This window comes from Vibrio sp. V19_P1S1T109, from assembly GCF_002241375.1.
Taxonomy (GTDB): domain Bacteria; phylum Pseudomonadota; class Gammaproteobacteria; order Enterobacterales; family Vibrionaceae; genus Vibrio; species Vibrio anguillarum.
Window position 1 is genome coordinate 1 of sequence record NZ_NDIM01000232.1, and the last position, 22501, is coordinate 22501.

Here is a 22501-nt window from a genome sequence, read left to right on the forward strand (position 1 = left end):
GAATTTTATTGCACAGATGGACAGTTATGTGTAAAAAAGTGCAAAGTTTCGAGTGAATTACCACCAATTTAAGTTAAACTCCTTAAAAGTAACCTTCTTACATATTAAGGCAGGGAATAGGACCAATGAAAAAACTGCTTCCACTATTCATCAGCGCAGCATTAGGCAGCCTGAGTTCTTCAGTATGGGCGGATACTCTTACTGAAATCTATAATCAAGCCAAAGAAAATGATCCTCAGCTACTGAGCTCTGCAGCTCAACGTGATGCTGCATTTGAAGCGGTCACATCTAGCCGTGGCGATCTGTTACCACAAATCAACCTGACCGCTGGTTACAATATCAACCGCAGTGATACTGATTCACGTGAAAGCGATAAGCTCACAGCAGGCATCAGTTTCTCTCAGCAGCTTTATCAACGTTCAAGTTGGGTTTCTTTAGACACGGCAGAAAAGAATGCACGCAAAGCAGATTCTGCCTATGCGGCCACCCAGCAAGGTCTGATTTTACGCGTTGCACAAGCCTATTTTGAAGTGCTTCGCGCCAAAGATAACTTGGCATTTGTCCGTGCAGAAAAAGCGGCAGTGGCTCGTCAATTAGAGCAAACGAAACAACGTTTTGAAGTCGGTCTTTCTGCGATTACTGACGTGCATGACGCACAAGCGCAATACGATGGCGTGCTTGCTGATGAAGTTTTGGCAAAAAATAGCCTCACCAATAGTTATGAAACCTTGCGTGAAATTACCGGGCAAGAACATTCTGATTTAAGTGTGTTGGATACTAATCGTTTTTCAGCCAGCAAAACAACGCAGCCGATTGATGCTCTGCTTGAAGAAGCCCAACAGAAAAATCTCTCTTTGCTGACCGCTCGTATTGCTCAAGATGTCGCGAAAGATAATATTTCATTAGCAAGTTCAGGGCACTTACCCTCATTGACTCTTGATGGCGGCTACAAATACGGTGATGAAAGCAACGATAACAGCAACTCTCAAGGGGATTACAACGATTTCAATGTTGGGATCAACCTTAATGTGCCGCTGTACTCCGGCGGAAAAACCACGTCGAAAACCAAACAAGCTGAATTTGCGTACGTTGCTGCAAGCCAAGATTTAGAACAGACGTATCGCAGCGTTGTGAAAGATGTACGCGCATTTAACAACAACATCAATGCCTCTATTGGCGCTTTACGTGCTTATGAACAGTCAGTTATTTCAGCGAAATCAGCACTGGAAGCGACCGAAGCAGGCTTTGATGTCGGTACACGGACTATTGTTGATGTGCTTGATTCAACGCGCCGTCTCTACGATGCGAATAAAAATCTCTCTAACGCACGTTATGACTATGTGCTGAGCGTACTGCAATTGCGTCAAGCAGTAGGCACCTTGAGCGAGCAAGATATTTTAGATATCAACGCTGGCTTAAAAGCAGACAGCTAAAAAAGTAAAAGCCGCTGACAATTCAGCGGCTTTTTTGTAGTGATTGGCTCATTTTATACAAAATGCCAAAGGATACGGCGCGATGTTAGCCTCTGCCGCCTTTAATTGCTTCAATAATTTCTGTGGTTGAGCAACCATCTTCAAAGTTCAACACTTTGACTTCTCCACCCGCCGCAATCACTTCTTCACCACCGGCGATATCTTCAGGTTTATAGTCACCACCTTTCACCAGTAAGTTAGGTAGTACAGCCGCAATCAAACGCTGTGGCGTATCTTCAGAAAAAGGAACCACCCAATCGACAGCGCCCAATGCAGCCAGCACCGCCATGCGGCGATCCGTTGTATTGACTGGGCGACCTGGGCCTTTCAAACGCTTAACCGACTCATCCGTGTTAACGGCAACAATCAGGCGATCGCCTAATTTGGCTGCGTGGTTAAGATAAGAAACATGTCCTGCATGCAAAATATCAAAGCAACCATTGGTCATTACCACCTTTTCGCCCTGAGCTTGAGCCACTTTTACCGCATCAATTAAGGCTTGTTCACTGATGACACCATAATCAGTATCTTTGCTACCGTGAACCGCTTCCGCTAGTTCAATGGTTGAAACGGTTGACGTGCCCAGTTTACCAACCACAACACCCGCCGCCGCATTGGCTAATGCACACGCTTCATCAAGTGGTTTACCTGCTGCAACTGATGCTGCAAGCACTGAAATCACCGTATCTCCAGCGCCCGTTACGTCATACACTTCTTTGGCTAATGTTGGTAAATGGAATGGCTTCTGATTGCGTTGTAACAGTGTCATGCCATGTTCGCTGCGAGTCACCAACAGTGCGCCAAGATCAAACTGTTCAATCAAGGCAAAGCCTTTTTCTACTAGCTCTTGCTCTGTTTTTACTTTGCCTACGACCTGTTCAAATTCAGACATGTTAGGTGTGAGCAATGTTGCGCCACGATAACGTTCGAAATCGGCTCCTTTAGGATCGATAAAAACGGGAACGTTGGCTGCACGTGCTTTTTGGATTAATTGCTGCACATGCTCTAATGCGCCTTTGGCGTAATCGGACAAGATCACCGCTTTTACTTTCGGTAACGCCAGCTCCATGCGAGATAAAATCAGTTCTGGATCGGTGTTCTCAAACTTATCTTCGAAATCCAAACGGATCAGCTGCTGGCCTCGGCTTAGCACGCGTAATTTTGTAATGGTTGGATAATTTGGCAGAGCAACAAAATCACAACTCACTTTCAACGCTGTTAACGTTTCAGTCAGAACCTTCGCTGGCTCATCCACGCCAGTTAAACCAACAATGTGCGCATGACCGCCCAGCGAAGCAATGTTCATTGCAACGTTTGCCGCGCCGCCTGGACGTTCTTCGCTATTCTCTACTTTTACTACAGGAACGGGGGCTTCTGGTGAGATGCGACCGGTTGGGCCATACCAGTAGCGATCAAGCATCACATCGCCAATAATCAATACACCTGCATCATTGTAGTCAGGTAGGATTGGTTTCATTGTGGATCTCCAATTTTTGTTATTGCGCTGAGTGTAACACAGCTCATTGAGTCTCTAAAACACTCAACCTAGCCACTGCTGCCAAGCGTTTGTGACTCGTTTTCGCAGGTCAACAAACTTACTTTCGTCAACATCCGCATCCAAGTTAAGCAAGTTTCGATGATGGATCTGATTGCGCATCGAGGTATAGGCATCGGTGAGAGCCAGCGCTTGTTCTTCCTCCATAACACCTTGGTTCAGCAGTGACTCAAAAATGCGTACGTTGTCTGACCAAAACGTCAATTTTGGCTTTTCATGGCTAAAACGCAGCACTAGATATTGAGCTAAAAACTCAATATCAGTGATGCCACCAGCATCTTGTTTAAGCATAAAACGGCCACTTTTCTTTCCCCCCAAATGATCGCGCATTTTTATCCGCATCGCGACTACATCCTGCTTGAGCTTGGTTTCATCTCTTGCCAATGACAAAATCTCATGGCGGGTGCGATGGAAAGCCTGTTGCAGTGGCTCATCACCATAAATCATTCGAGCTCGAACTAAGGCTTGGTGTTCCCACGTCCACGCTTCATTGCGCTGGTATTCATCAAACGCTTCAGCGGGGCTAACTAACAAACCGGACGCTCCAGACGGGCGCAAACGAGTATCAACTTCATACAAAATCCCAGAAGCGGTACGAGTAGCAAAAATGTGGATCACGCGCTGGGCTAAGCGCAAATAAAACTGACGGCCATCAATCTCTTTTACGCCATCAGTGTAACAATCCACTGGGCAGTCATGGAGAAACACGATATCAAGATCGGAATTGTAACCCAACTCCCAGCCCCCCACTTTGCCATAGCCAACGACTGCAAACCCTTTACCATCCCTCTCTTTTAAATGAGTGGGTTGGCCGTATTTTGCACTGACTTGCTGCCAAGCTTGGTTGATCACAGCTTCAACGATGGCTTCAGCAAGGTAGGTTAAGTGATCGCTCACTTTCATCACAGGCAACGCACCGGCAATATCAGCAGCAGCAATACGCAAAATGCAGATCTGCTTAAATTGGCGCAATCCTTCCATTTGCTGCTCCATATCCTCTTCGGGAATACGAGCAAGAAAATCACGCAGTTCAGTTTTATAAGCAGACAACTCGATTGGATTATAGAGATGCTGCGGGTCGATAAGTTCATCGAGTAAAATGGGGTAACGACTAAGCTGTTCCGAAATCATCGGGCTTGCGGTACATAAACGCACCAGCTGCGTCAATGCCGCAGGGTGTTCATCTAGCAGCTCAAGGTAAGTGGTTCGAGTCACAATTTTGTACATCAAATGCAGCACACGAGGTAAGCCAAACTGCGCATCTGGGTGAATGAAAATCGCTTGGAACAGTTTTGGCATCAACCGGTTTAATACATCTCGTCCGCGTGGGCCCAGCGTTTTTTTCGCCAAATCCTCTTTAAATTGGATCAATACATGCGCCATACCGGCAGGATCATCACAGGTAAGCTCTTGTTGAAAAATCGTTTCAAGCACATCTGGCTTGTGCGCCATATCCCACAGCTCGTGAAAATGTTTAGCAACGCAGTGGTCATCTTCTTCTTCATCATCGCCAATCAGAGTTGCAAATACTTGATGTACTTTGGTCATGTGTTGATGCGTTTCGTGAAGCAGCGTTACCCAGTCAGTGCATTGCATAGCAACAGCTAAGCGATGTTGATCCAGTTCATTGTCTGGCAAGGTTTGCGTCTGCTTGTCGGCCATCGCTTGCAATAGGTTTTCAAGGCGACGTAAAAACAGATAAGCTTGTCGTAAATCGGCCACTTCTTGCGGTTTGAGCAGGGCAAGTTCTTCTATTGCAACCAGTGTTTCTAATAGTCCACGCTGACGTAAACTGGGTTCTCGTCCACCACGAATTAACTGAAATACTTGTGCGATGAATTCAATTTCGCGGATCCCGCCTGCGCCTAATTTGATGTTGTTATGCAGCCCTCGACGTCTCACTTCGCTGCTGATCATCGATTTCATACGGCGCAGAGATTGAATGGCGCTAAAATCGATGTAGCGGCGGAACACAAATGGTCGCAGCATTTGACGCAGCTCTTGATACTGCGGATACATTTCCCGCCCCATTACTCGAGCTTTGATCATCGCATAACGCTCCCAATCACGACCTTGCTCTTGGTAATAATCTTCGAGTGCCGCATAGCTCATCACCAGTGGGCCACTTTCACCAAAAGGACGCAAACGCATATCAACTCGGTAGCAAAAACCGTCAAAGGTATGTTGATCCAACGCTTTGATGATTCGCTGGCCTAAACGGGTAAAAAATTGCGCATTCGCGATGCTGCGGCGAGCGCCTTGTGTTTCACCGTTTTCAGGATAAGTAAAGATGAGGTCGATATCCGACGAGAAGTTCAACTCACCGCCACCTAATTTGCCCATGCCGATGATCAGCATAGGTTGTGCTTCACCTTGGTCGTTAGTTGGCGTTCCCCACTCGAAGCAGCAAACAGCGTACTGCCACTGGTAAGTCTCAAAAATGAGTGCTTCCGCCAGTGCTGAAAGATGTGCAAGGCTCTCTTCTAACGTCCAACTGGCGGTGAAATCTCGCCAAGCGATGTACACCATTTCCCGGTTACGAAACTGACGCAAAATACGATGCCCTGACATTTCATCTTTGCACTCTTCTAGCTGTATAGCGAGATCGTCTCGGTAATGCTCTAGCCTTGACTCTCCCGCCAACATTTCCGGTAATTGCATACACAACCGTTCATCTCGCAATAATGCTTCATTGATAAACTGGCTCATCCCGACCACATACAACAGCTGTTTTTTCAATGGCTCGGACCACTGTGCAATGCTCGGTTGTTGCTCTAGCAAATGTTGATAGGTTGTGTGCGCAAAAGCGTGAAGTGATGAAGGCAGTAACATGAGACATCCTTGTGAATTGAGACCAATGCAGTCGCTAGAAGGCTATTTATAGCAAACTTATATCAATAAAAAACGCCCAACAACAAGAATTGTGGGCGTTGATTGAAGGATAGAATTTCTACAGAGTTAGACTTTGAACATCGTAATTTTCCGATCTAACTCTTCGGCGTTGCTTTGCATGATCTCTGATGTTTCAAGCAACTCACCAACCACTGTTACTGAAGCTTCAACGAGCTCCCTCACATTGGTTAGATTTTGGTCCATTTCCTGAGCCACGCTAGTTTGCTGCCCAGCGGCCGTTGCGATTTGGATATTCATGTCATTGATCCGTTGTACTTGATTCACAATACCATCTAATTCAGTGCCCGCATTCGTAACCAGCTCAACTCCTTCAGCCGCTTCAACTACACTTTTTTCCATTAAATCAACGGCTGAATTGGCACTATTTTGTAATTGAGAAATCATCTCTTGGATCTCAATCGTCGCTTTTTGGGTGCGCTGCGCTAAGTTACGCACTTCATCGGCCACCACCGCAAAACCACGCCCAGCTTCACCAGCCCGAGCCGCTTCAATAGCTGCATTGAGCGCGAGTAGGTTGGTTTGTTCGGAAATACTTTGGATGGTTCCAACAACACTGCCAATCGCAACCACTCGTTCTTCAACTTGGTTGACGGCTTGCGCTGATGCCGCGATATCCTTCGATAGCTCACTCATCTTAGTGATGGTGCCTTTAACAAAACGCTGACCAGTTTCTGCTTGACCTGACGCTTGCTCGGTTAGTGCTGATGCATTTTGTGCATGCTCTGCGACCGTTTGCACCGTGGATGTCATTTCACTCATGGCGGTGGCCAATTGGTCAATTTCGTTAAACTCTTCTTGAGCCGAATCTTTGGTTTCTGACATGCTGATGGTCATGACTTCAGTAAGTGACGAAAGCTCTTGTGAGGCATCCACTTGCATCTTAATGACGTCTTGCAACTGGCGGCGGGTTTTCTCAAGCTCTCGCGCAACGTCGCCGTACTCATCTTTACATTCCATATTAATCGGTGTGGAAAGATCACGACTTGCCATCAACTTAATTGAATCACTTAAATATTGTGTTTGGCGCAGCATGACTTTGGCTGCGGCGAGTAAAAGCACAACAAAAACGATGATCATGAATGCCGTTTGCCATACTACTTGAGTCAAATAAGCATCATAGTGTTGCTGAGCGATTTCGGTATTCTGAGTTGCTGCAAGCAGTGATTCGTAAAAAGTACGAGCATCCCAAAGCTGCTTTGCGATGATCAATACTGTACTAAACACCATCAGCATAACCATTTTAGGAACGAGACGAATATCAGTAATCAAACGTTCCCATGGCTTAAATGCCATTGTTGCCATTGTCAGTTCTCCACTATGTCTTATATGTTGAAATTTCGGTAAGTAAGCAAACTCAAAAACTAAAAAGCTATTTATTTTGAGCTTCGTATGAAAAAAGATGATATCAAAGATGAGACAAATCCAATGTGTTTATTGTTGCTGATCCACTCACTCATGGCATTATTTGTGATCTCAGGCTTGTTGTTCATCCCTGTCAATCATGATACCTGTTAGGTTTCTATCGACCCTGATTTTTTGAACTGTAGTCGTTTCGTTGTGCAACCTGTTGGAGATTTGATCTCATCCACAAATCAATTGCAATTAATGAAACTAAATGAGCAGAGATATAAAAAAGAGACACCGCAGTATCTCTTTTTCATTTTGGCTGTGAGCCATGTTGATTAGCGACTTTTACGCCAATAAGGCTCGGCTTCAATGCCAATTTGTCTCGTCTGCTCCATCGCATGAACAATGGAGTTTTGTTGGCGAATCAGCCATCGCTTGAGTTGTTCTTGTTCGTCTTCTTGCAACTTGTCGATCAAATTCTCTAGCGGCTTGAGCATTAATAAATCATCTATTCCTTGCAGTAAATCAGCCCAAGGGAGACGGAAGTTTTTGCGTTCTTCAATATCATAAAGGCTCGCAAAACCGATGCCAGTGTAGAGATTACGCATTAAACGATACTGCTGATCAATATACTCTTGAGGGCTTAGCTCAACTTTAGGAGGAAAAGCTTCCATTAACTCGGCCCATGTGCGATCCAACTGCTTCACCGAAAACGAACCGACGTTACGCGCCATTTTTTCTCTGGCTTTATCGTCCAAGAAGGGTTGCCATCCACGGCTCAAAATCCAACGACTGAGATCAAGCAGTAACCCTGTATACCGCGCCGAACTGAGCAGCTTTAAGTTTTCTTCCCGAGTGGGTAGTGCCTCTTGCTGCTCTTTTAACTCGGCGATGATAAATTTACGAGCGTCCAGTTTGCGCAGTGCGTGGCCTTTATCTTCAAGCAGGTTTGTTAGGTAGTCATGAGTTTTTAACCACGATAACTCTTGCTCCAACCATTTCAATTCCTGACGTAAAATAGCGCTGGCGCGACGTGGCACAATGCCGCCATAAATGCTCAAGATCTGGCGTAAAAAACTGGTGGCGTGGCTTATCTCATGTAACGCCGGAATTGAATCGCGCTCGGTGTAGATCTGTTCATGGTGATGCCAATGGGATAATGCATGCTCTAGCGAGTGAATAAAACACTCTTCCACGCTGTCAGTACTGACTGTATTGACCAAGGTTAAGGCGTGAACTTCATCACCTTGATAACCAGACGCAAGACGATAGCCTCGCGCCGCTTTACTCAAGTTACCCAGACGCATACCACCGTGCTCACAAAACTGGCGAGCTAACGTAAACAAAGCATCCGTTTGCCCCGATTTCAACTCCAGCTCCACTTCGCAGATAGGTTCTTGTTTTTCACCTGCAACGACAAAGCCTTGATCGAAAGCCACTTCAACTTGGCTGCCATCGGCCATGCCAATCAACCACTGCTCGCGTGTGAAGTTGGTCGAAAATAGAGGCATAAGTTCAGATTGTAAGGTCGTAATATCTTTACCTTGTGGCCAGATATCTTCCGGATGAAGCGTCAAGTTCGGTTCATTGCTGTTGTGCTCAGCATTGTATTCTGGTCTTTGGTGCAACCCTGCAACGACTCGACCCGCCGTTTTAACAGTTTGAACATACACATCATCAAAGCGACGAATACGAAGCCCTGTGTCGTGTTGACGCAACCAGTTGTCAGGTGTATCGAAGTAAGTGTTCCCTAACGCTCGACAACTGTGCTGAAGTACTTTGATTTCAGAGATCTTGTAACGCAAAATTTCCGAAAATTCTGGTGAAACAAAAAACTTCAGTTCTATCTCGGTTTCCATAACTAACCCTTTCAAAGCAGATAGCGAAAGAATATGGCCTAATGCACAGTGGGGCAAGTAACAAATATCACCGGAATGATGATCTAAAACAGTTTTAATGAGAGATTTAATGGGTTAACATGCGCGCCTTTATAGCCATCGCTCAACATTTCGCCATGAATGGTGTATGTTATTTTAAGGTTATATTTTTTAGGTTGAACGACCATGCCAGTAAATACAATTATGGGGTTATTTGCAAAGTCCCCTATAAAGCCTTTGCAGCGCCACGTTGTGTGTGTGAATGAATGTTGCTCTCACTTAGTCAATTTCTTTGAAGTTTGTTCAAAGGGTGACTGGGAGAAAGCAGGTGAAATTCGAGCCCAAATTTCTCATTTAGAGAAAGAAGCGGACGTACTCAAGCGTGAAATTCGTCTTAAACTACCACGCGGTTTATTTATGCCTGTCGATCGTACTGACATGCTAGAGCTGTTAACTCAGCAAGATAAACTGGCCAACCTTGCAAAAGATATTGCAGGCCGTGTCTACGGTCGTCAATTGATCATCCCAGAGCCTCTTCAAGAAAACTTCATTGCCTACGTAAAACGCTGCCTTGATGCAGCAAATCAAGCGCAAAAAGTGATCAATGAGCTCGATGAGTTATTGGAAACAGGATTTAAAGGTCGTGAAGTCACACTGGTGGCGGAAATGATCAATCAACTGGATGTGATTGAAGATGACACCGATGCGATGCAGGTTCGACTCCGCCAACAATTAATGGCTATTGAGTCGAAAATGAATCCGATCGATGTAATGTTCTTGTACAAAATTCTAGAATGGGTGGGCGGCATTGCCGATCAAGCTCAGCGCGTTGGCGCTCGTCTTGAACTAATGCTTTCTCGCTCTTAAATCAGTAAGTTAACCAAATAACGAAGAGCAAAACTTGATCCATCAGCTTAGGCGTTGATTATTTTCTCCGCTGATGGTTTTGACTCGCTTCGAGAAAATGAGTCCAGTTATGCTCCGCTTGTTATCAAAAGACTAGGTATTACGATGGATATCCTTGCGAACTACGGCACTGTCCTGATTCTTGTTGCAGCCGCTTTTGGCTTCATGATGGCGATTGGTATTGGTGCAAATGATGTTGCTAATGCAATGGGAACTTCAGTAGGCTCAAAAGCGCTAACCGTAAAACAAGCTATTATCATTGCGATGATTTTTGAATTCGCTGGTGCATATTTAGCGGGTGGTGAAGTAACCGAAACCATTCGTAACAGCGTCATCGAACCCGCACTTTTCGCTCACCAACCCGACGTTCTTGTTTATGGCATGATGTCTGCGCTTCTCGCCGCCGGAACATGGTTATTGCTGGCTTCATACATGGGTTGGCCTGTATCAACGACTCACTCTATCATCGGCGCCATTATCGGATTTGCCTGCATATCTGTCGGCCCAGAAGCGGTTGATTGGGCCTCAGTAAAAGGCATAGTAGGCAGTTGGATTGTCACCCCAGTCATTTCTGGTTTGTTCGCCTACTTAATCTTCGTCAGTGCTCAACGATTGATTTTCGATACTGAAAATCCACTGATGAATGCCAAACGCTTTGTTCCTATTTATATGTTCATCACCACTATGGTGATCGCACTGGTTACCATCAAAAAAGGCCTTAAACATATAGGCTTACACCTGAGCACCGGTGAAGCATGGTTATGTTCGGCGGCGTTATCAGGCCTTGTTATGGTCGGTGGTTACTACTACATCAAGAGAAAATTTGCCAACCGCGAAGAAGACCATGGGTTTTCCGGCGTTGAGAGCATCTTTAGCGTATTGATGGTGATCACTGCGTGTGCAATGGCTTTTGCGCATGGTTCAAATGATGTAGCTAACGCGATTGGTCCTCTGTCTGCGGTGGTTTCAACTGTTGAAAGCTTGGGTGCTGTTAGTGCTAAAAGCTCAATTGCTTGGTGGATTTTGCCACTGGGTGGTTTTGGTATTGTGGTTGGCCTAGCTACCCTTGGTCACAAAGTGATGGCGACGGTCGGTACGGGTATCACTGAACTGACGCCAAGCCGTGGCTTTGCCGCTCAATTGGCAACAGCGTCAACGGTCGTATTGGCATCAGGTACTGGCCTTCCAATCTCAACCACACAAACACTTGTTGGTGCGGTATTAGGGGTTGGTTTTGCTCGTGGAATTGCGGCATTGAATCTAGGTGTGGTGCGTAATATCGTTGCTTCATGGATTGTCACCTTGCCAGCAGGCGCTTTACTTGCGGTCATTTTCTTCTATGCCCTGCAAGCAATATTTGGCTAATACAATAAGTCAATAGATTGTAAGTGCAATGTCATTAATTGACTCAAACGCACAGAAAGGGAGGCTTAGCCTCCCTTCTTTGTTGCACCAATCAACGAAACTTCTTAATATTTGTCGAAAGCATTTTAATACCTCATTTGATAGCTAAAGGACTTATCGTGAAAAAACTGATCTGCATGGTTTTACTGACCATGTTGGCTGCGCCAACGTTTGCGCAAGACCGCTATATTGCGGACAAACTCTTTACTTATATTCATTCAGGTCCAAGTAACCAATTTCGCATTCTCGGTAGCATCGATGCAGGAGACAAAGTAAAGCTGCTTGATGTTAATAACGATACTGGTTATAGCCAGATTGCCGATGAGAAAGGCCGCACGGGTTGGGTTGAAAGCCGTTTTGTCACTCGCCAAGAAAGCATGGCGATGCGTTTGCCGAAATTGGAGAGTGAGCTGGCCGAAGTGAAAAGTAAATTGGCCAATGCAAAGCAAAATGCAGACAGTGAAAAAGCCGGATTGGCCAATTCATTAGAGGCTCGCAATCAACAAATTTCAGAGTTAGAACAAAACTACAGTGATATCAGTAAGCAGCTCACTGATTCACAAACTGAAATTCGCGAACTGCGCGCTAAGCTGGATACTCAGAAAGAGGATCTACTGCTTAAATACTTTACTTACGGGGGCGGCGTAGCGGGTATTGGTCTGTTACTTGGACTAATTTTGCCACACATTATCCCACGCCGTAAGAAACACCCTTCTGGTTGGGCATAGTCTCCCTAACTGACTGGATCTATCACTTGAAAAACGGTCACCAGAGAAAGGTGACCGTTTTTATCCTTTCCAATCATAAAGAGCTGGGATTTCAATCAATTCACCATCGAAACGTATCAAGGTCGATTGCGGATTAATCTCGACTAATTGCACACCATTCACCACATCATCACCTACCTTTCGCTCTACGCCATTAATTTTTACCCATCGTTTATCTGTACGACTTGAATAAACGTGAGTCTGGAAATTCAGCGCTGGGATACGACCTGAAAAGGTATCAAGATGTTCTGTGAGCAGAAGATGATCTTTTGATGTGTCTCCTACAAGTACGACTTGATCTTTGCCTTGAATCGCCAACTCAACTCGTTGTACCAATTCCGGGGATAATTGACTTAAGTCGAGATCATTAAGGCCAAACTCCTGATCTGCGTTTTTATCTCGCCGCGGCTCACTAGTCGTCAACTGGGTACCATGTAAAGGAGTAAATGGCGGCGTAGAGCTTGTCTCGGTAAGTGTTTTCACTCGTGGTGTATTAGTTTGTAACTCACCAAAGTCAGGGTATTCCAGAACTTGGTAAGCCCCCTCTTGTTGCACAACTTGTGGCGCATTGTGCTTCAATTGTTCTAGCTCATCGATTCGAGCTTGGTATGAATGATAAACAAGATAACCGCAACAGAGTAACGATGGAGCAAACAACACGGTAAGCGATGATTTCGAGCACCATGAAGATGGCAAGGATTGATTAAATACTGCCACATGAGGAGAGTGAGGCAAGCTTTTGCTCTGGTGGCTAAGCTCTGATTGCTCTAATGCTTTAAGCACTTGCGACATTATCCTTGCTCCTTAGTAATAATGAGAAGACGAGGTGCGTTGTGTTGAGTCAATAGCTCAAGCCGACTTATAGTGCGAGCCCCAGCAATACCATCGCTGTCCATTTTCTGCCAGCGCTGGAAAAACGCTACTTTGCGCTTTACCTCCCCATCAAAACGTTGATGTCCTGTGGCTTGCTCTCCAAGTAACTGAGACAATTTTTGGTCAAGCAGTTCAACATCATCTCCTTGCATGCCCTGTTTCAACGTTCGGAGTAAATCGTGCTGCCAAATGTAGTGATATTCTCCTGTCCATACGTCATTGAGCTGACTTTGGTTAATTTGCACATGCTTTCCTGCCATTAACAATTGCACCTGCTCAGCATTGATCTGGTACAGCACCGCATAAGCTTGTGTTTGCTCCGCAGCTAAAGTAAGCACCACTGGCAAATTTAACTGCTTTAATTGGTTGAAATCACCCTGCATACGCTGACATTGAAAGCGTCCTTGTGCTTGAGCATCACAAAAACTATCGGCCAAAGATGCACTGTAACCCCAAACTTTATAAAGATCGCTAATGGCCGCTTCCAATGCCTTCGAGCGTTCTAGATCTTGTTCCAATTGAGCACTGATCACCACTTGAGTGATCGGTTTAGGTAATTCAGGGGAAGGCAACGCAAAGCGCATCATGCGATCAATCCATGGCGGGCTAAACCACGCAATGAACACAGCTAACACTAAGCCCGCAATGAGAGGAGAGCGATACGATATTGAAGACGGTACGAGGCGAGCATGAGGCGACTGATAGACCGAAGACTGAAAATTCATGACCTCTTGACCCGCGGTACGCACTAATTCAAATGAGAGCGCTTTCACGCCCTGCTGATAGGCTAACTTGAAACTCGCATCGCACACTAAGTTAATTAAACGCGGAATACCGTGGGTCTGTTCTGCTATCCATTTGATACTTTTCTGATCAAACCAATCCTTGTGACCGCCGGCTAACGCTAAACGAAAGTGGATGTACTGCTCTGTCTCTTGAACATTGAGAGGCAGCAAGTGATAACGACCGGTAATACGTTGCGCAAGTTGGCGTAACTGAGGTAATTGCAATTTTTGTTGTAACTCAGGCTGACCAATCAGTAAAACCTTAAGCAACTTACGGCTCTCCGTTTCAAGGTTAGTCAGTAGTCGCAACTGTTCCAGTACATCGGCGGCCAGATGCTGCGCTTCATCTATCACTAATAGCGTCTGTTTCCCTTGCGCGTGGTTATGCAGTAAATGATGATAAATTACTTGGCTAAGCGCTTTTAAACTCCCTGAAGGTGGGTAAGACAGCGCAAACTCATCACAAATCGCTTCAAGCAACTCGATGTTCGAAAAAGTTGGATTTAAAATAAACCCCGCCTGAGTACTATCATCGAGTGCCGCAAGCATCGCTCTTGCGATGGTTGTTTTGCCAGTCCCCACTTCGCCAGTTAATAGCGCAAAACCACCACCATCACCCAGCCCTGCTTGTAAATGTTGCATCGCTTCACGATGACGATGGCTCAAAAATAGGTAACGAGAGCTCGGTACAATTGAAAATGGCGGCTCGGTAAATCCAAAAAATTCCTTATACATTCTCTCGTCTCTATCATTTCACTGTGATGAAAAGTACCATTACTAACATCAATCGCCAATGGCGTTTCAGCATATTTAAGGTAATCCGGTGCAAGTATACTTAGTTGGGGGCGCGGTACGCGATCAGTTGCTCCATATTGATATCTATGACAAAGATTGGGTTGTAGTAGGCAGCAGCCCAGAGCAAATGCTGGCCACTGGTTTTACTCCTGTAGGAAAAGATTTTCCCGTATTTCTTCACCCGAAAACGAAACAAGAGTATGCCCTTGCTCGCACTGAGCGCAAAACTGGCGCTGGCTACACAGGCTTTGCCTGCTACTACGCACCCGATGTGACTTTGGAAGAGGATCTCGCCCGCCGCGATCTGACCATTAACGCCATTGCACAAGATAACGCTGGTAAGCTTATTGACCCCTATGGCGGCCAGCGCGATCTGCACAATCGCCTACTGCGCCATGTTTCTGATGCCTTTATCGAAGATCCACTACGCGTCCTTCGCGTGGCTCGTTTTGCGGCCAAATTCGCACATTTAGATTTTACCATTGCCGATGAAACCATGGCACTGATGAAACAAATAACGCAATCAGGTGAGTTGCAACACTTAACCGCCGAGCGCGTATGGCAAGAGTGGCAGAAATCACTGGCCACTCAGCATCCAGAAATATTTCTTTCTGTTTTATATGAATGCGGTGCACTTAAAGTGGTATTACCCGAACTGGATCGCCTGTTTGGTGTTCCTCAACCGGAAAAATGGCATCCTGAAATTGATACCGGAGTACACACCTTGATGGTTGCAGCGCAAGCGGCGAAGCTCTCTTCATCGATAGCGGTTCGTTTTGCAGCACAAGTGCATGACTTAGGCAAAGGAGTCACACCTAAAAGCGAATGGCCCAGCCATAAAATGCACTGTCACACAGGAATTAACATCATTAAAGCCTTGTGCGAGCGGGTGCGTATTCCAAATGAGTGTAAAGAGTTGGCACTGCTCGTCTGCGAGCAGCACTCCAATATTCATCGAGCGGCAGAATTAAAACCCAGCACTAAACTCAAAATACTCGATAAACTCGATGCATGGCGCAAGCCTGAGCGCTTGCAGGACGTTTTACTCTGTTGTCAAGCCGATCATGCGGGTCGATTAGGTTGCGAAGAGACCCCTTATCCGCAACGCGATATTTTTCTCAAAGCCTATCAAGCCGCACTGAGTGTCGATGTACAACAGGTGATCCGTGATGGTTTTCAAGGGAAAGCGATCAAAGAAGAGCTGGATAAACGACGGATCGCAGCGATTAGCGCGGTGTAAATCTTTCTCTTCTCAACTAGCAATTCAAAATGCGAGTTGCGATAGCAGAAAAAACAAAACGCCCTGCATTGCAGGGCGTTCTTTAAAGTAATGATGCTAAGCTGTACCCCGTGGGATTAAGCTTGGCCTTTCACTTCTTTAAGACCGTTGAAAGGAGCACGACCAGCTAGCGCTTCTTCAATACGGATTAGTTGGTTGTACTTAGCAACACGGTCAGAACGGCTCATAGAACCCGTTTTGATTTGACCTGCAGCTGTACCTACTGCTAGATCAGCGATAGTTGCATCTTCAGTTTCGCCAGAACGGTGAGAGATTACCGCTGTGTAACCTGCGTCTTTAGCCATCTTAATTGCAGCTAGAGTCTCAGTTAGAGAACCGATTTGGTTGAACTTGATAAGGATTGAGTTAACGATACCTTTCTCAATACCTTCTTTAAGGATCTTAGTGTTAGTAACGAATAGATCGTCACCCACTAGCTGAATTTTGTCGCCTAGAAGTTCAGTTTGGTGTTTGAAACCAGTCCAATCAGACTCGTCCAAACCGTCTTCGATAGAAACGATTGGGAATTGCTCAACAAGGCCCGCTAGGTAGTGGTTGAACTCTTCTGAAGTGAACGTTTTGCCTTCACCTTTCATGTTGTAGATGCCAGCGTCTTTGTCGAAGAACTCAGATGCTGCACAGTCCATCGCTAGAGTGATGTCTTTGCCTAGCACGTAGCCAGCCGCTGCAACTGCTTCTGCAATAACTTCTAGCGCTTCAGCGTTAGATTTTAGGTTAGGAGCGAAACCACCTTCGTCACCAACAGCAGTGTTGTAGCCTTTAGACTTCAGAACTTTAGCTAGGTTATGGAATACTTCTGCACCCATACGTACTGCTTCTTTAAGAGTTTTTGCGCCAACAGGTTGGATCATAAACTCTTGGATGTCTACGTTGTTATCTGCGTGCTCACCACCGTTGATGATGTTCATCATTGGTAGAGGCATAGAGAATTGGCCAGCAGTACCATTTAGCTCAGCAATGTGCTCGTATAGAGGCATGCCTTTCGCAGCCGCAGCTGCTTTTGCGTTCGCTAGAGAAACCGCTAGGATTGCGTTCGCACCGAAGTTAGATTTGTTTTCAGTACCATCAAGGTCGATCATCACTTGGTCGATAGCTGCTTGATCTTTAGCATCTTTACCAACTAGAGCATCAGCAATTGGGCCGTTTACAGCTGCAATCGCTTTAAGAACACCTTTACCTAGGAAACGTGATTTGTCACCGTCACGTAGCTCAAGAGCTTCGCGAGAACCAGTAGATGCACCAGATGGCGCAGCTGCCATACCTACGAAACCGCCTTCTAGGTGAACTTCAGCTTCTACTGTTGGGTTACCACGTGAGTCGATGATTTCGCGACCTAGAACTTTAACGATCTTAGACATTAATGTTTCCTCTCGTTGAATTTAAATGTCAAAACTATAAAGGGCAGCAGCACAACAATTGCAACTGCCCGTATCCTTGTTACTTCTCTGATTCACCGCGTTGGAACTCACCTGCCGCTTTAATAAAGCCTGCAAATAGTGGGTGACCATCACGAGGGGTTGACGTGAATTCTGGGTGGAACTGAGCTGCTACAAACCATGGGTGAGCAGGGTTCTCAATCACTTCAACTAGCTTCTTATCAGCAGACAGACCTGATACTTTCAAGCCGGCTTTTTCGATCTGCGGACGAAGTTTATTATTAACTTCATAACGGTGACGATGACGTTCATGAATGGTTGCACTACCGTAAAGCTCATACGCTTTGGTGCCTTTCTCTAAGTGGCATAGCTGCGAACCAAGGCGCATAGTACCACCAAGATCAGACTTTTCAGTACGCTCTTCTACGTTACCTTCGTCATCTACCCATTCGGTGATCAAGCCTACCACAGGGTATTGAGTCTCTTTGTTAAATTCTGTTGAATGCGCACCTTTCATACCCGCAACGTTACGCGCGTATTCGATCAGCGCCACTTGCATACCTAGACAAATCCCTAGGTAAGGAACTTTGTTTTCGCGGGCATATTGCGCAGCAAGAATTTTGCCTTCGATACCGCGATCACCAAAACCGCCAGGTACTAGGATTGCGTCCAAACCAGTCAGCACTTCCGCACCTTTGGTTTCAACGTCTTGAGAATCGATGTATTTGATTTTCACGCTCAAACGGTTTTTCAAACCTGCGTGTTTCAGTGCTTCGTTAACCGATTTGTAAGCATCAGGCAATTCAATGTATTTACCGACCATCCCGATCACCACTTCAGCGGTTGGGTTAGCCTCTTCGTAAATCACTTGTTCCCATTCAGAAAGATCCGCTTCCGGTGCTTTAATACCAAAACGGTTACAAACGATATCATCCAAACCTTGAGCTTTGATCAGTTGAGGGATCTTGTAGATAGAATCAACATCTTTCATCGAGATAACGGCTTTTTCAGGCACGTTACAGAACAAAGCAATTTTCTTACGTTCGTTCGCTGGGATAACGCGATCGCTACGACAAACCAAAATATCAGGCTGAATGCCGATAGAAAGCAGCTCTTTAACTGAATGTTGAGTCGGTTTGGTTTTCACTTCACCAGCAGCGGCAAGGTAAGGAACTAAAGTCAGGTGCATAAACATTGCGTGTTCACGGCCCACTTCAATCGCAAGCTGACGAATCGCTTCCATAAATGGCAATGACTCGATATCACCAACGGTTCCGCCCACTTCAACGATAGCGACATCGTGACCTTCAGAGCCTGCGATAACGCGATCTTTAATCGCATTAGTGATGTGTGGAATAACCTGAATCGTTGCACCTAGGTAGTCACCGCGGCGCTCTTTACGCAATACATCGGCATAAACACGACCAGCAGTAAAGTTATTGCGCTTGGTCATTTTGGTACGAATAAAACGTTCGTAGTGACCAAGGTCAAGGTCAGTTTCAGCGCCATCTTCCGTGACAAACACTTCACCATGTTGAGTTGGGCTCATTGTGCCTGGGTCAACGTTGATGTAAGGGTCAAGCTTCATCATAGTCACTTTAAGACCACGAGCTTCTAAAATCGCCGCAAGAGATGCTGCCGCAATACCTTTACCTAGAGAGGATACAACCCCGCCAGTAACAAAAATGTAATTTGTCGTCATGTTTAACCTGAAATTGGTTGAATGAGGGAAATGGATTTCTTCTGGACGGGATAAAAATATACCAGAAGCCCTTATTCGCTACAACGTGAAATCTATCACACTGTCATTTTTTATTTTTTGCTTCAAATCAAAGAGCACCGTTTGATATGGCTTATCACACCACTCAAATGAGTCAAATTTGTCTCAATGGGTGGGTTTTATTGTGGATTGCCAACACAGGGTATTACTTCGACTCCAAGCGCTTCACTTCATTCCACATCGCATCCAATTCTTCGAGAGAAAAATCGGTCAAGGTTTTGTGCTGACGTGCCACCAGCATTTCAATGCCTTTAAATCGACGTGAAAACTTTCGATTTGCTTTATTTAACGCCACTTCTGGATCAATTTTTAAGTGCCGAGCAAAGTTAACGGTGGCAAATAATAGATCGCCCATTTCATCCTCTACTCGAACCGGATCAGGGTTGATTTGCAACGCCTCTTCCATGACTTCTTCGATCTCTTCTTGGACTTTATCAACCACTGGGCCGATAGAATCCCAATCAAAGCCATATTGGGCACACTTTTTTTGAATCTTTGTAGCACGTAAAAGAGACGGAAAAGCGTGTGGTATTGAGTCTAGAATACTTTGATCTTTTTTTCCTGCTTGTACTTTTTCTTTGGCTTTTTCAGCTTCCCAATTGGCGTTGATTTGCGCTTCATCCTCAAACTTGGCACCCGAAAAAACATGAGGATGGCGGCGCGTAAGTTTTTCATTCACCGTTTCAACAACTTGCGAGAAATCAAACAACCCTTGCTCTTTCGCCATTTGACTATAAAAAATAACTTGAAATAGCAAGTCACCTAATTCTTCTTTGAGATTAGGCCAATCTTGGTTGTGGATCGCTTCCACCACTTCATAGGTTTCTTCGATTGTGTAAGGAACAACAGTGTCAAAAGTTTGCTTGATATCCCAAGGACAACCTGTTTTTGGGTCACGCAACTGTGCCATGATCTGTTCCAGTTGTTCGATTGGGTGACTCATTTATCTGCTCCTTACATCAATATTTAAAATAAAAAAGCGAGCAGTCATTGCCACTCGCCTTTGAAAACCCAAGGCGCTTGCGTCGCGATTTAATTGCGATTCACGCCAATAAGAGTGTTACTGTGATATGAAATTTAGCCTAGGCGTTTCACCAACATTACATCTTTGATCTGTTCTACTCGCATTGATACTCGTGACAGCGCTTCGATGTTGCTCACTTCAAGATCAAAATCCATGATGATCAACTGTCTTTTGTAGTCACTACGACTTTTCATGCTGATGACTTTCACTTTCTCATTCGCAAGCAGGGTGGTGATGTCTTTGAGTAACCCACCTCGCTCCATCGCTTCAACGCGCAAAGTCAAAATATAGGTTCCAACAAACCCGCGCCCCCAAACGGTATCAATGATGCGTTCAGGTGCGTGATGGCTCAGCTCTTCTAGCTGTTCACAGTCACTGCGATGGACTGAAATACCACGCCCTTGAGTAATGTAACCTTTGATCTCATCACCCGGGATAGGTTGGCAACAGCGCGCTAGGTGTGTCATGAGGTTATCTACCCCTTCCACTACAACGGCATCTTTGTGCGCTCGATGTGGCTGAGCTGGACGAGTTTGCGCATCTTGCAATTTTTGCAGTGCTTGTTGATCTTCTTGCTCAGCGGTCGGCTTATTCACCAAGGCATTGATGTGATTGACGATTTGGTTGATTCGCAGATCACCACTGCCAATGCCGACGTACAGCTCGTCAGGCGTATTGACGTTAAAACGTTTGAGCGCGTATTTATCGGCATCTTTTAACGTAGCACCGATTTTGGCCAATTCTGATTCGAGGATCTCTCGTCCGGCTTCAAGGTTTTTCTCGCGGCCTTGTTTACGGAACCAAGCGTTAATCTTGGCGCGCGCACGGCCTGAATGAACAAACCCCGTTGCTGGATTTAGCCAATCACGCGACGGATTCGGCTCTTTCTGAGTGATGATTTCGACTTGATCACCCATAGATAATTTATGAGTAAATGGAACAATACGACCCGCGACTTTGGCACCGATGCAGCGATGCCCCACTTCAGAGTGAATATGGTAGGCAAAATCGAGCGGCGTGGCTCCCATGGGTAAATCAACCACATCACCACGAGGTGTAAAGGCGTAAACGCGATCATCAAACACCTGGCTACGCAGCTCGTCGATCATCTCACCCGAATCAGACATCTCTTCTTGCCAGTCAAGAAGCTTACGCAACCAAGTAATTTTCTCATCGTAACCGCTACGGGCAACCGTTGCGCCCTCTTTATATTTCCAGTGCGCAGCAACCCCAAGTTCAGATTCTTCATGCATCTGCTTAGTACGAATTTGAATTTCGATGGTTTTGCCTTCTGGTCCTAAAATCACCGTATGAATGGATTGATAGCCATTCGGCTTCGGATTCGCAACGTAATCATCAAATTCGCTAGGCAGGTGTTTGTATTTGGTATGAACAACGCCCAAGGCGGCGTAACAGTCTTGCAGTTGATCAGCAATAATGCGAACTGCACGCACATCAAATAGTTCATCGAAAGCCAACCCTTTCTTCTGCATTTTGCGCCAGATGCTATAGATGTGTTTCGGACGGCCACTCACTTCGGCATTGATATGAGAAAGCTTCATCTCGGCGCGCAGATCTTCGACAAAATCGTGAATATATTGTTCGCGCACGATGCGGCGCTCGGAAAGCTGCTTAGCAATTTGTTTATAGGTATCGGACTGCTGGTAGCGAAATGCGTAATCTTCAATTTCCCATTTGAGCTGACCAATGCCCAAGCGGTTTGCTAAAGGGGCATAGATATTGGCGCACTCTTTAGCCGCTACACGGCGAATTTCGTCAGGTTCATCTTTTACTTCACGTAAATTACAAATGCGCTCCGCTAATTTGATCACCACGCAACGAAAATCATCTACCATCGCAAGCAGCATGCGGCGAACGTTATCCACCTGCTCTGAAGCTTCACTGCCTTGCAAGGTGATGTTTAACTGACCAAGCGCCGCCATCTCTTCGACACCATCAATCAGCTTCACAATGCCTTTACCATAGGTCTCTTCTAATACTTCACGGTCAAAAAGCCCACTACTGACGATAGGAAAGAGCTGAGCCGCGACTAAAGTGGCGCGATCCATCGATAAGGTAATCAGGATTTCGATCATTTCACGGCCGCGCCACAGCAGTAGCGGTCCTTTGGCATGACCTTCTAATAACGTTTCACACTGACGATATACGTCCGTCAGTTTAGAAGCTGTGCTTTTATCTTGATGTAAACTCGCAATCCATTTATCTAGCTCAAACTGTTCGTCTGGATTCAAGTGTGCGCTTCGTACCGCAACCATCTGATTCGTCCTAGTTTTATAGTTTGTGGTATTCGACTAACTTCGACTGAG

General features: G+C 45.6%; 15 protein-coding genes. 5 read left to right on the plus strand and 10 right to left on the minus strand.

What is annotated here, in order from left to right:
* Positions 1-125 precede the first annotated feature (125 nt).
* A complete protein-coding gene (gene tolC, locus B9J87_RS11165) occupies positions 126-1433 on the plus strand; it encodes an outer membrane channel protein TolC (RefSeq protein WP_094150794.1) in 1308 nt (435 codons plus the stop codon).
* Positions 1434-1518: 85 nt separating this feature from the next.
* Here tolC and hldE read toward each other — a convergent pair whose 3' ends face one another.
* From hldE to B9J87_RS11190, 4 genes are all read right to left on the minus strand, one after another.
* On the minus strand, positions 1519-2949 hold the full coding sequence (hldE, locus tag B9J87_RS11170; protein ID WP_013856054.1) for a bifunctional D-glycero-beta-D-manno-heptose-7-phosphate kinase/D-glycero-beta-D-manno-heptose 1-phosphate adenylyltransferase HldE: 1431 nt from the start codon (positions 2947-2949) through the stop codon (positions 1519-1521).
* A 63-nt stretch (positions 2950-3012) separates the two neighbouring features.
* Positions 3013-5859, minus strand: coding sequence for a bifunctional [glutamate--ammonia ligase]-adenylyl-L-tyrosine phosphorylase/[glutamate--ammonia-ligase] adenylyltransferase (gene glnE, locus B9J87_RS11175; RefSeq protein ID WP_094150796.1), 2847 nt, complete (start codon positions 5857-5859; stop codon positions 3013-3015).
* Positions 5860-5985: 126 nt separating this feature from the next.
* Positions 5986-7242 carry a methyl-accepting chemotaxis protein gene (locus B9J87_RS11180; protein ID WP_013856051.1) on the minus strand — a complete coding sequence of 419 codons (1257 nt, stop codon included), beginning with the start codon at positions 7240-7242 and terminating at the stop codon, positions 5986-5988.
* Between the two features lie 380 nt (positions 7243-7622).
* Entirely contained in the window at positions 7623-9146 is a 1524-nt protein-coding gene (locus B9J87_RS11190; protein WP_026028703.1) for a CYTH and CHAD domain-containing protein, read from the minus strand.
* 204 nt (positions 9147-9350) lie between these two features.
* Between B9J87_RS11190 and B9J87_RS11195 the strand changes: the two genes are divergently transcribed.
* The 3 genes from B9J87_RS11195 to B9J87_RS11205 all read left to right on the plus strand — a co-directional run bounded on the left by B9J87_RS11195 (position 9351) and on the right by B9J87_RS11205 (position 12202).
* Positions 9351-10031 carry a TIGR00153 family protein gene (locus B9J87_RS11195; RefSeq protein WP_013856047.1) on the plus strand — a complete coding sequence of 227 codons (681 nt, stop codon included), beginning with the start codon at positions 9351-9353 and terminating at the stop codon, positions 10029-10031.
* A 144-nt stretch (positions 10032-10175) separates the two neighbouring features.
* A complete protein-coding gene (locus B9J87_RS11200; RefSeq protein ID WP_026027278.1) occupies positions 10176-11435 on the plus strand; it encodes an inorganic phosphate transporter in 1260 nt (419 codons plus the stop codon).
* 158 nt (positions 11436-11593) lie between these two features.
* Positions 11594-12202, plus strand: coding sequence for a TIGR04211 family SH3 domain-containing protein (locus B9J87_RS11205; RefSeq protein ID WP_026029138.1), 609 nt, complete (start codon positions 11594-11596; stop codon positions 12200-12202).
* A 60-nt stretch (positions 12203-12262) separates the two neighbouring features.
* On the opposite strand, the gene B9J87_RS11210 is transcribed toward B9J87_RS11205, so the two are convergent.
* Complete coding sequence (locus B9J87_RS11210; RefSeq protein ID WP_094124172.1) at positions 12263-13033, minus strand: general secretion pathway protein GspB; 771 nt, start codon at positions 13031-13033, stop codon at positions 12263-12265.
* Positions 13033-14634, minus strand: a complete 1602-nt coding sequence (locus B9J87_RS11215; protein ID WP_094150798.1) for an ExeA family protein — start codon at positions 14632-14634, stop codon at positions 13033-13035. The genes B9J87_RS11210 and B9J87_RS11215 overlap by 1 nt, the downstream gene beginning before the upstream one ends.
* Before the next feature lie 88 nt (positions 14635-14722).
* Between B9J87_RS11215 and B9J87_RS11220 the strand changes: the two genes are divergently transcribed.
* Positions 14723-15934, plus strand: coding sequence for a multifunctional CCA addition/repair protein (locus tag B9J87_RS11220; protein WP_064625887.1), 1212 nt, complete (start codon positions 14723-14725; stop codon positions 15932-15934).
* 116 nt (positions 15935-16050) lie between these two features.
* Here B9J87_RS11220 and eno read toward each other — a convergent pair whose 3' ends face one another.
* The 4 genes from eno to relA all read right to left on the minus strand — a co-directional run bounded on the left by eno (position 16051) and on the right by relA (position 22450).
* On the minus strand, positions 16051-17352 hold the full coding sequence (eno, locus tag B9J87_RS11225) for a phosphopyruvate hydratase (protein ID WP_013856041.1): 1302 nt from the start codon (positions 17350-17352) through the stop codon (positions 16051-16053).
* 79 nt (positions 17353-17431) lie between these two features.
* A complete protein-coding gene (locus B9J87_RS11230; RefSeq protein ID WP_013856040.1) occupies positions 17432-19072 on the minus strand; it encodes a CTP synthase in 1641 nt (546 codons plus the stop codon).
* A 223-nt stretch (positions 19073-19295) separates the two neighbouring features.
* Positions 19296-20093: a nucleoside triphosphate pyrophosphohydrolase gene (gene mazG, locus B9J87_RS11235; protein ID WP_088732852.1), complete on the minus strand. Its 798-nt coding sequence runs from the start codon at positions 20091-20093 to the stop codon at positions 19296-19298.
* Between the two features lie 134 nt (positions 20094-20227).
* Positions 20228-22450, minus strand: a complete 2223-nt coding sequence (relA, locus tag B9J87_RS11240) for a GTP diphosphokinase (protein WP_013856038.1) — start codon at positions 22448-22450, stop codon at positions 20228-20230.
* Between the last annotated feature and the right edge of the window lie 51 nt (positions 22451-22501).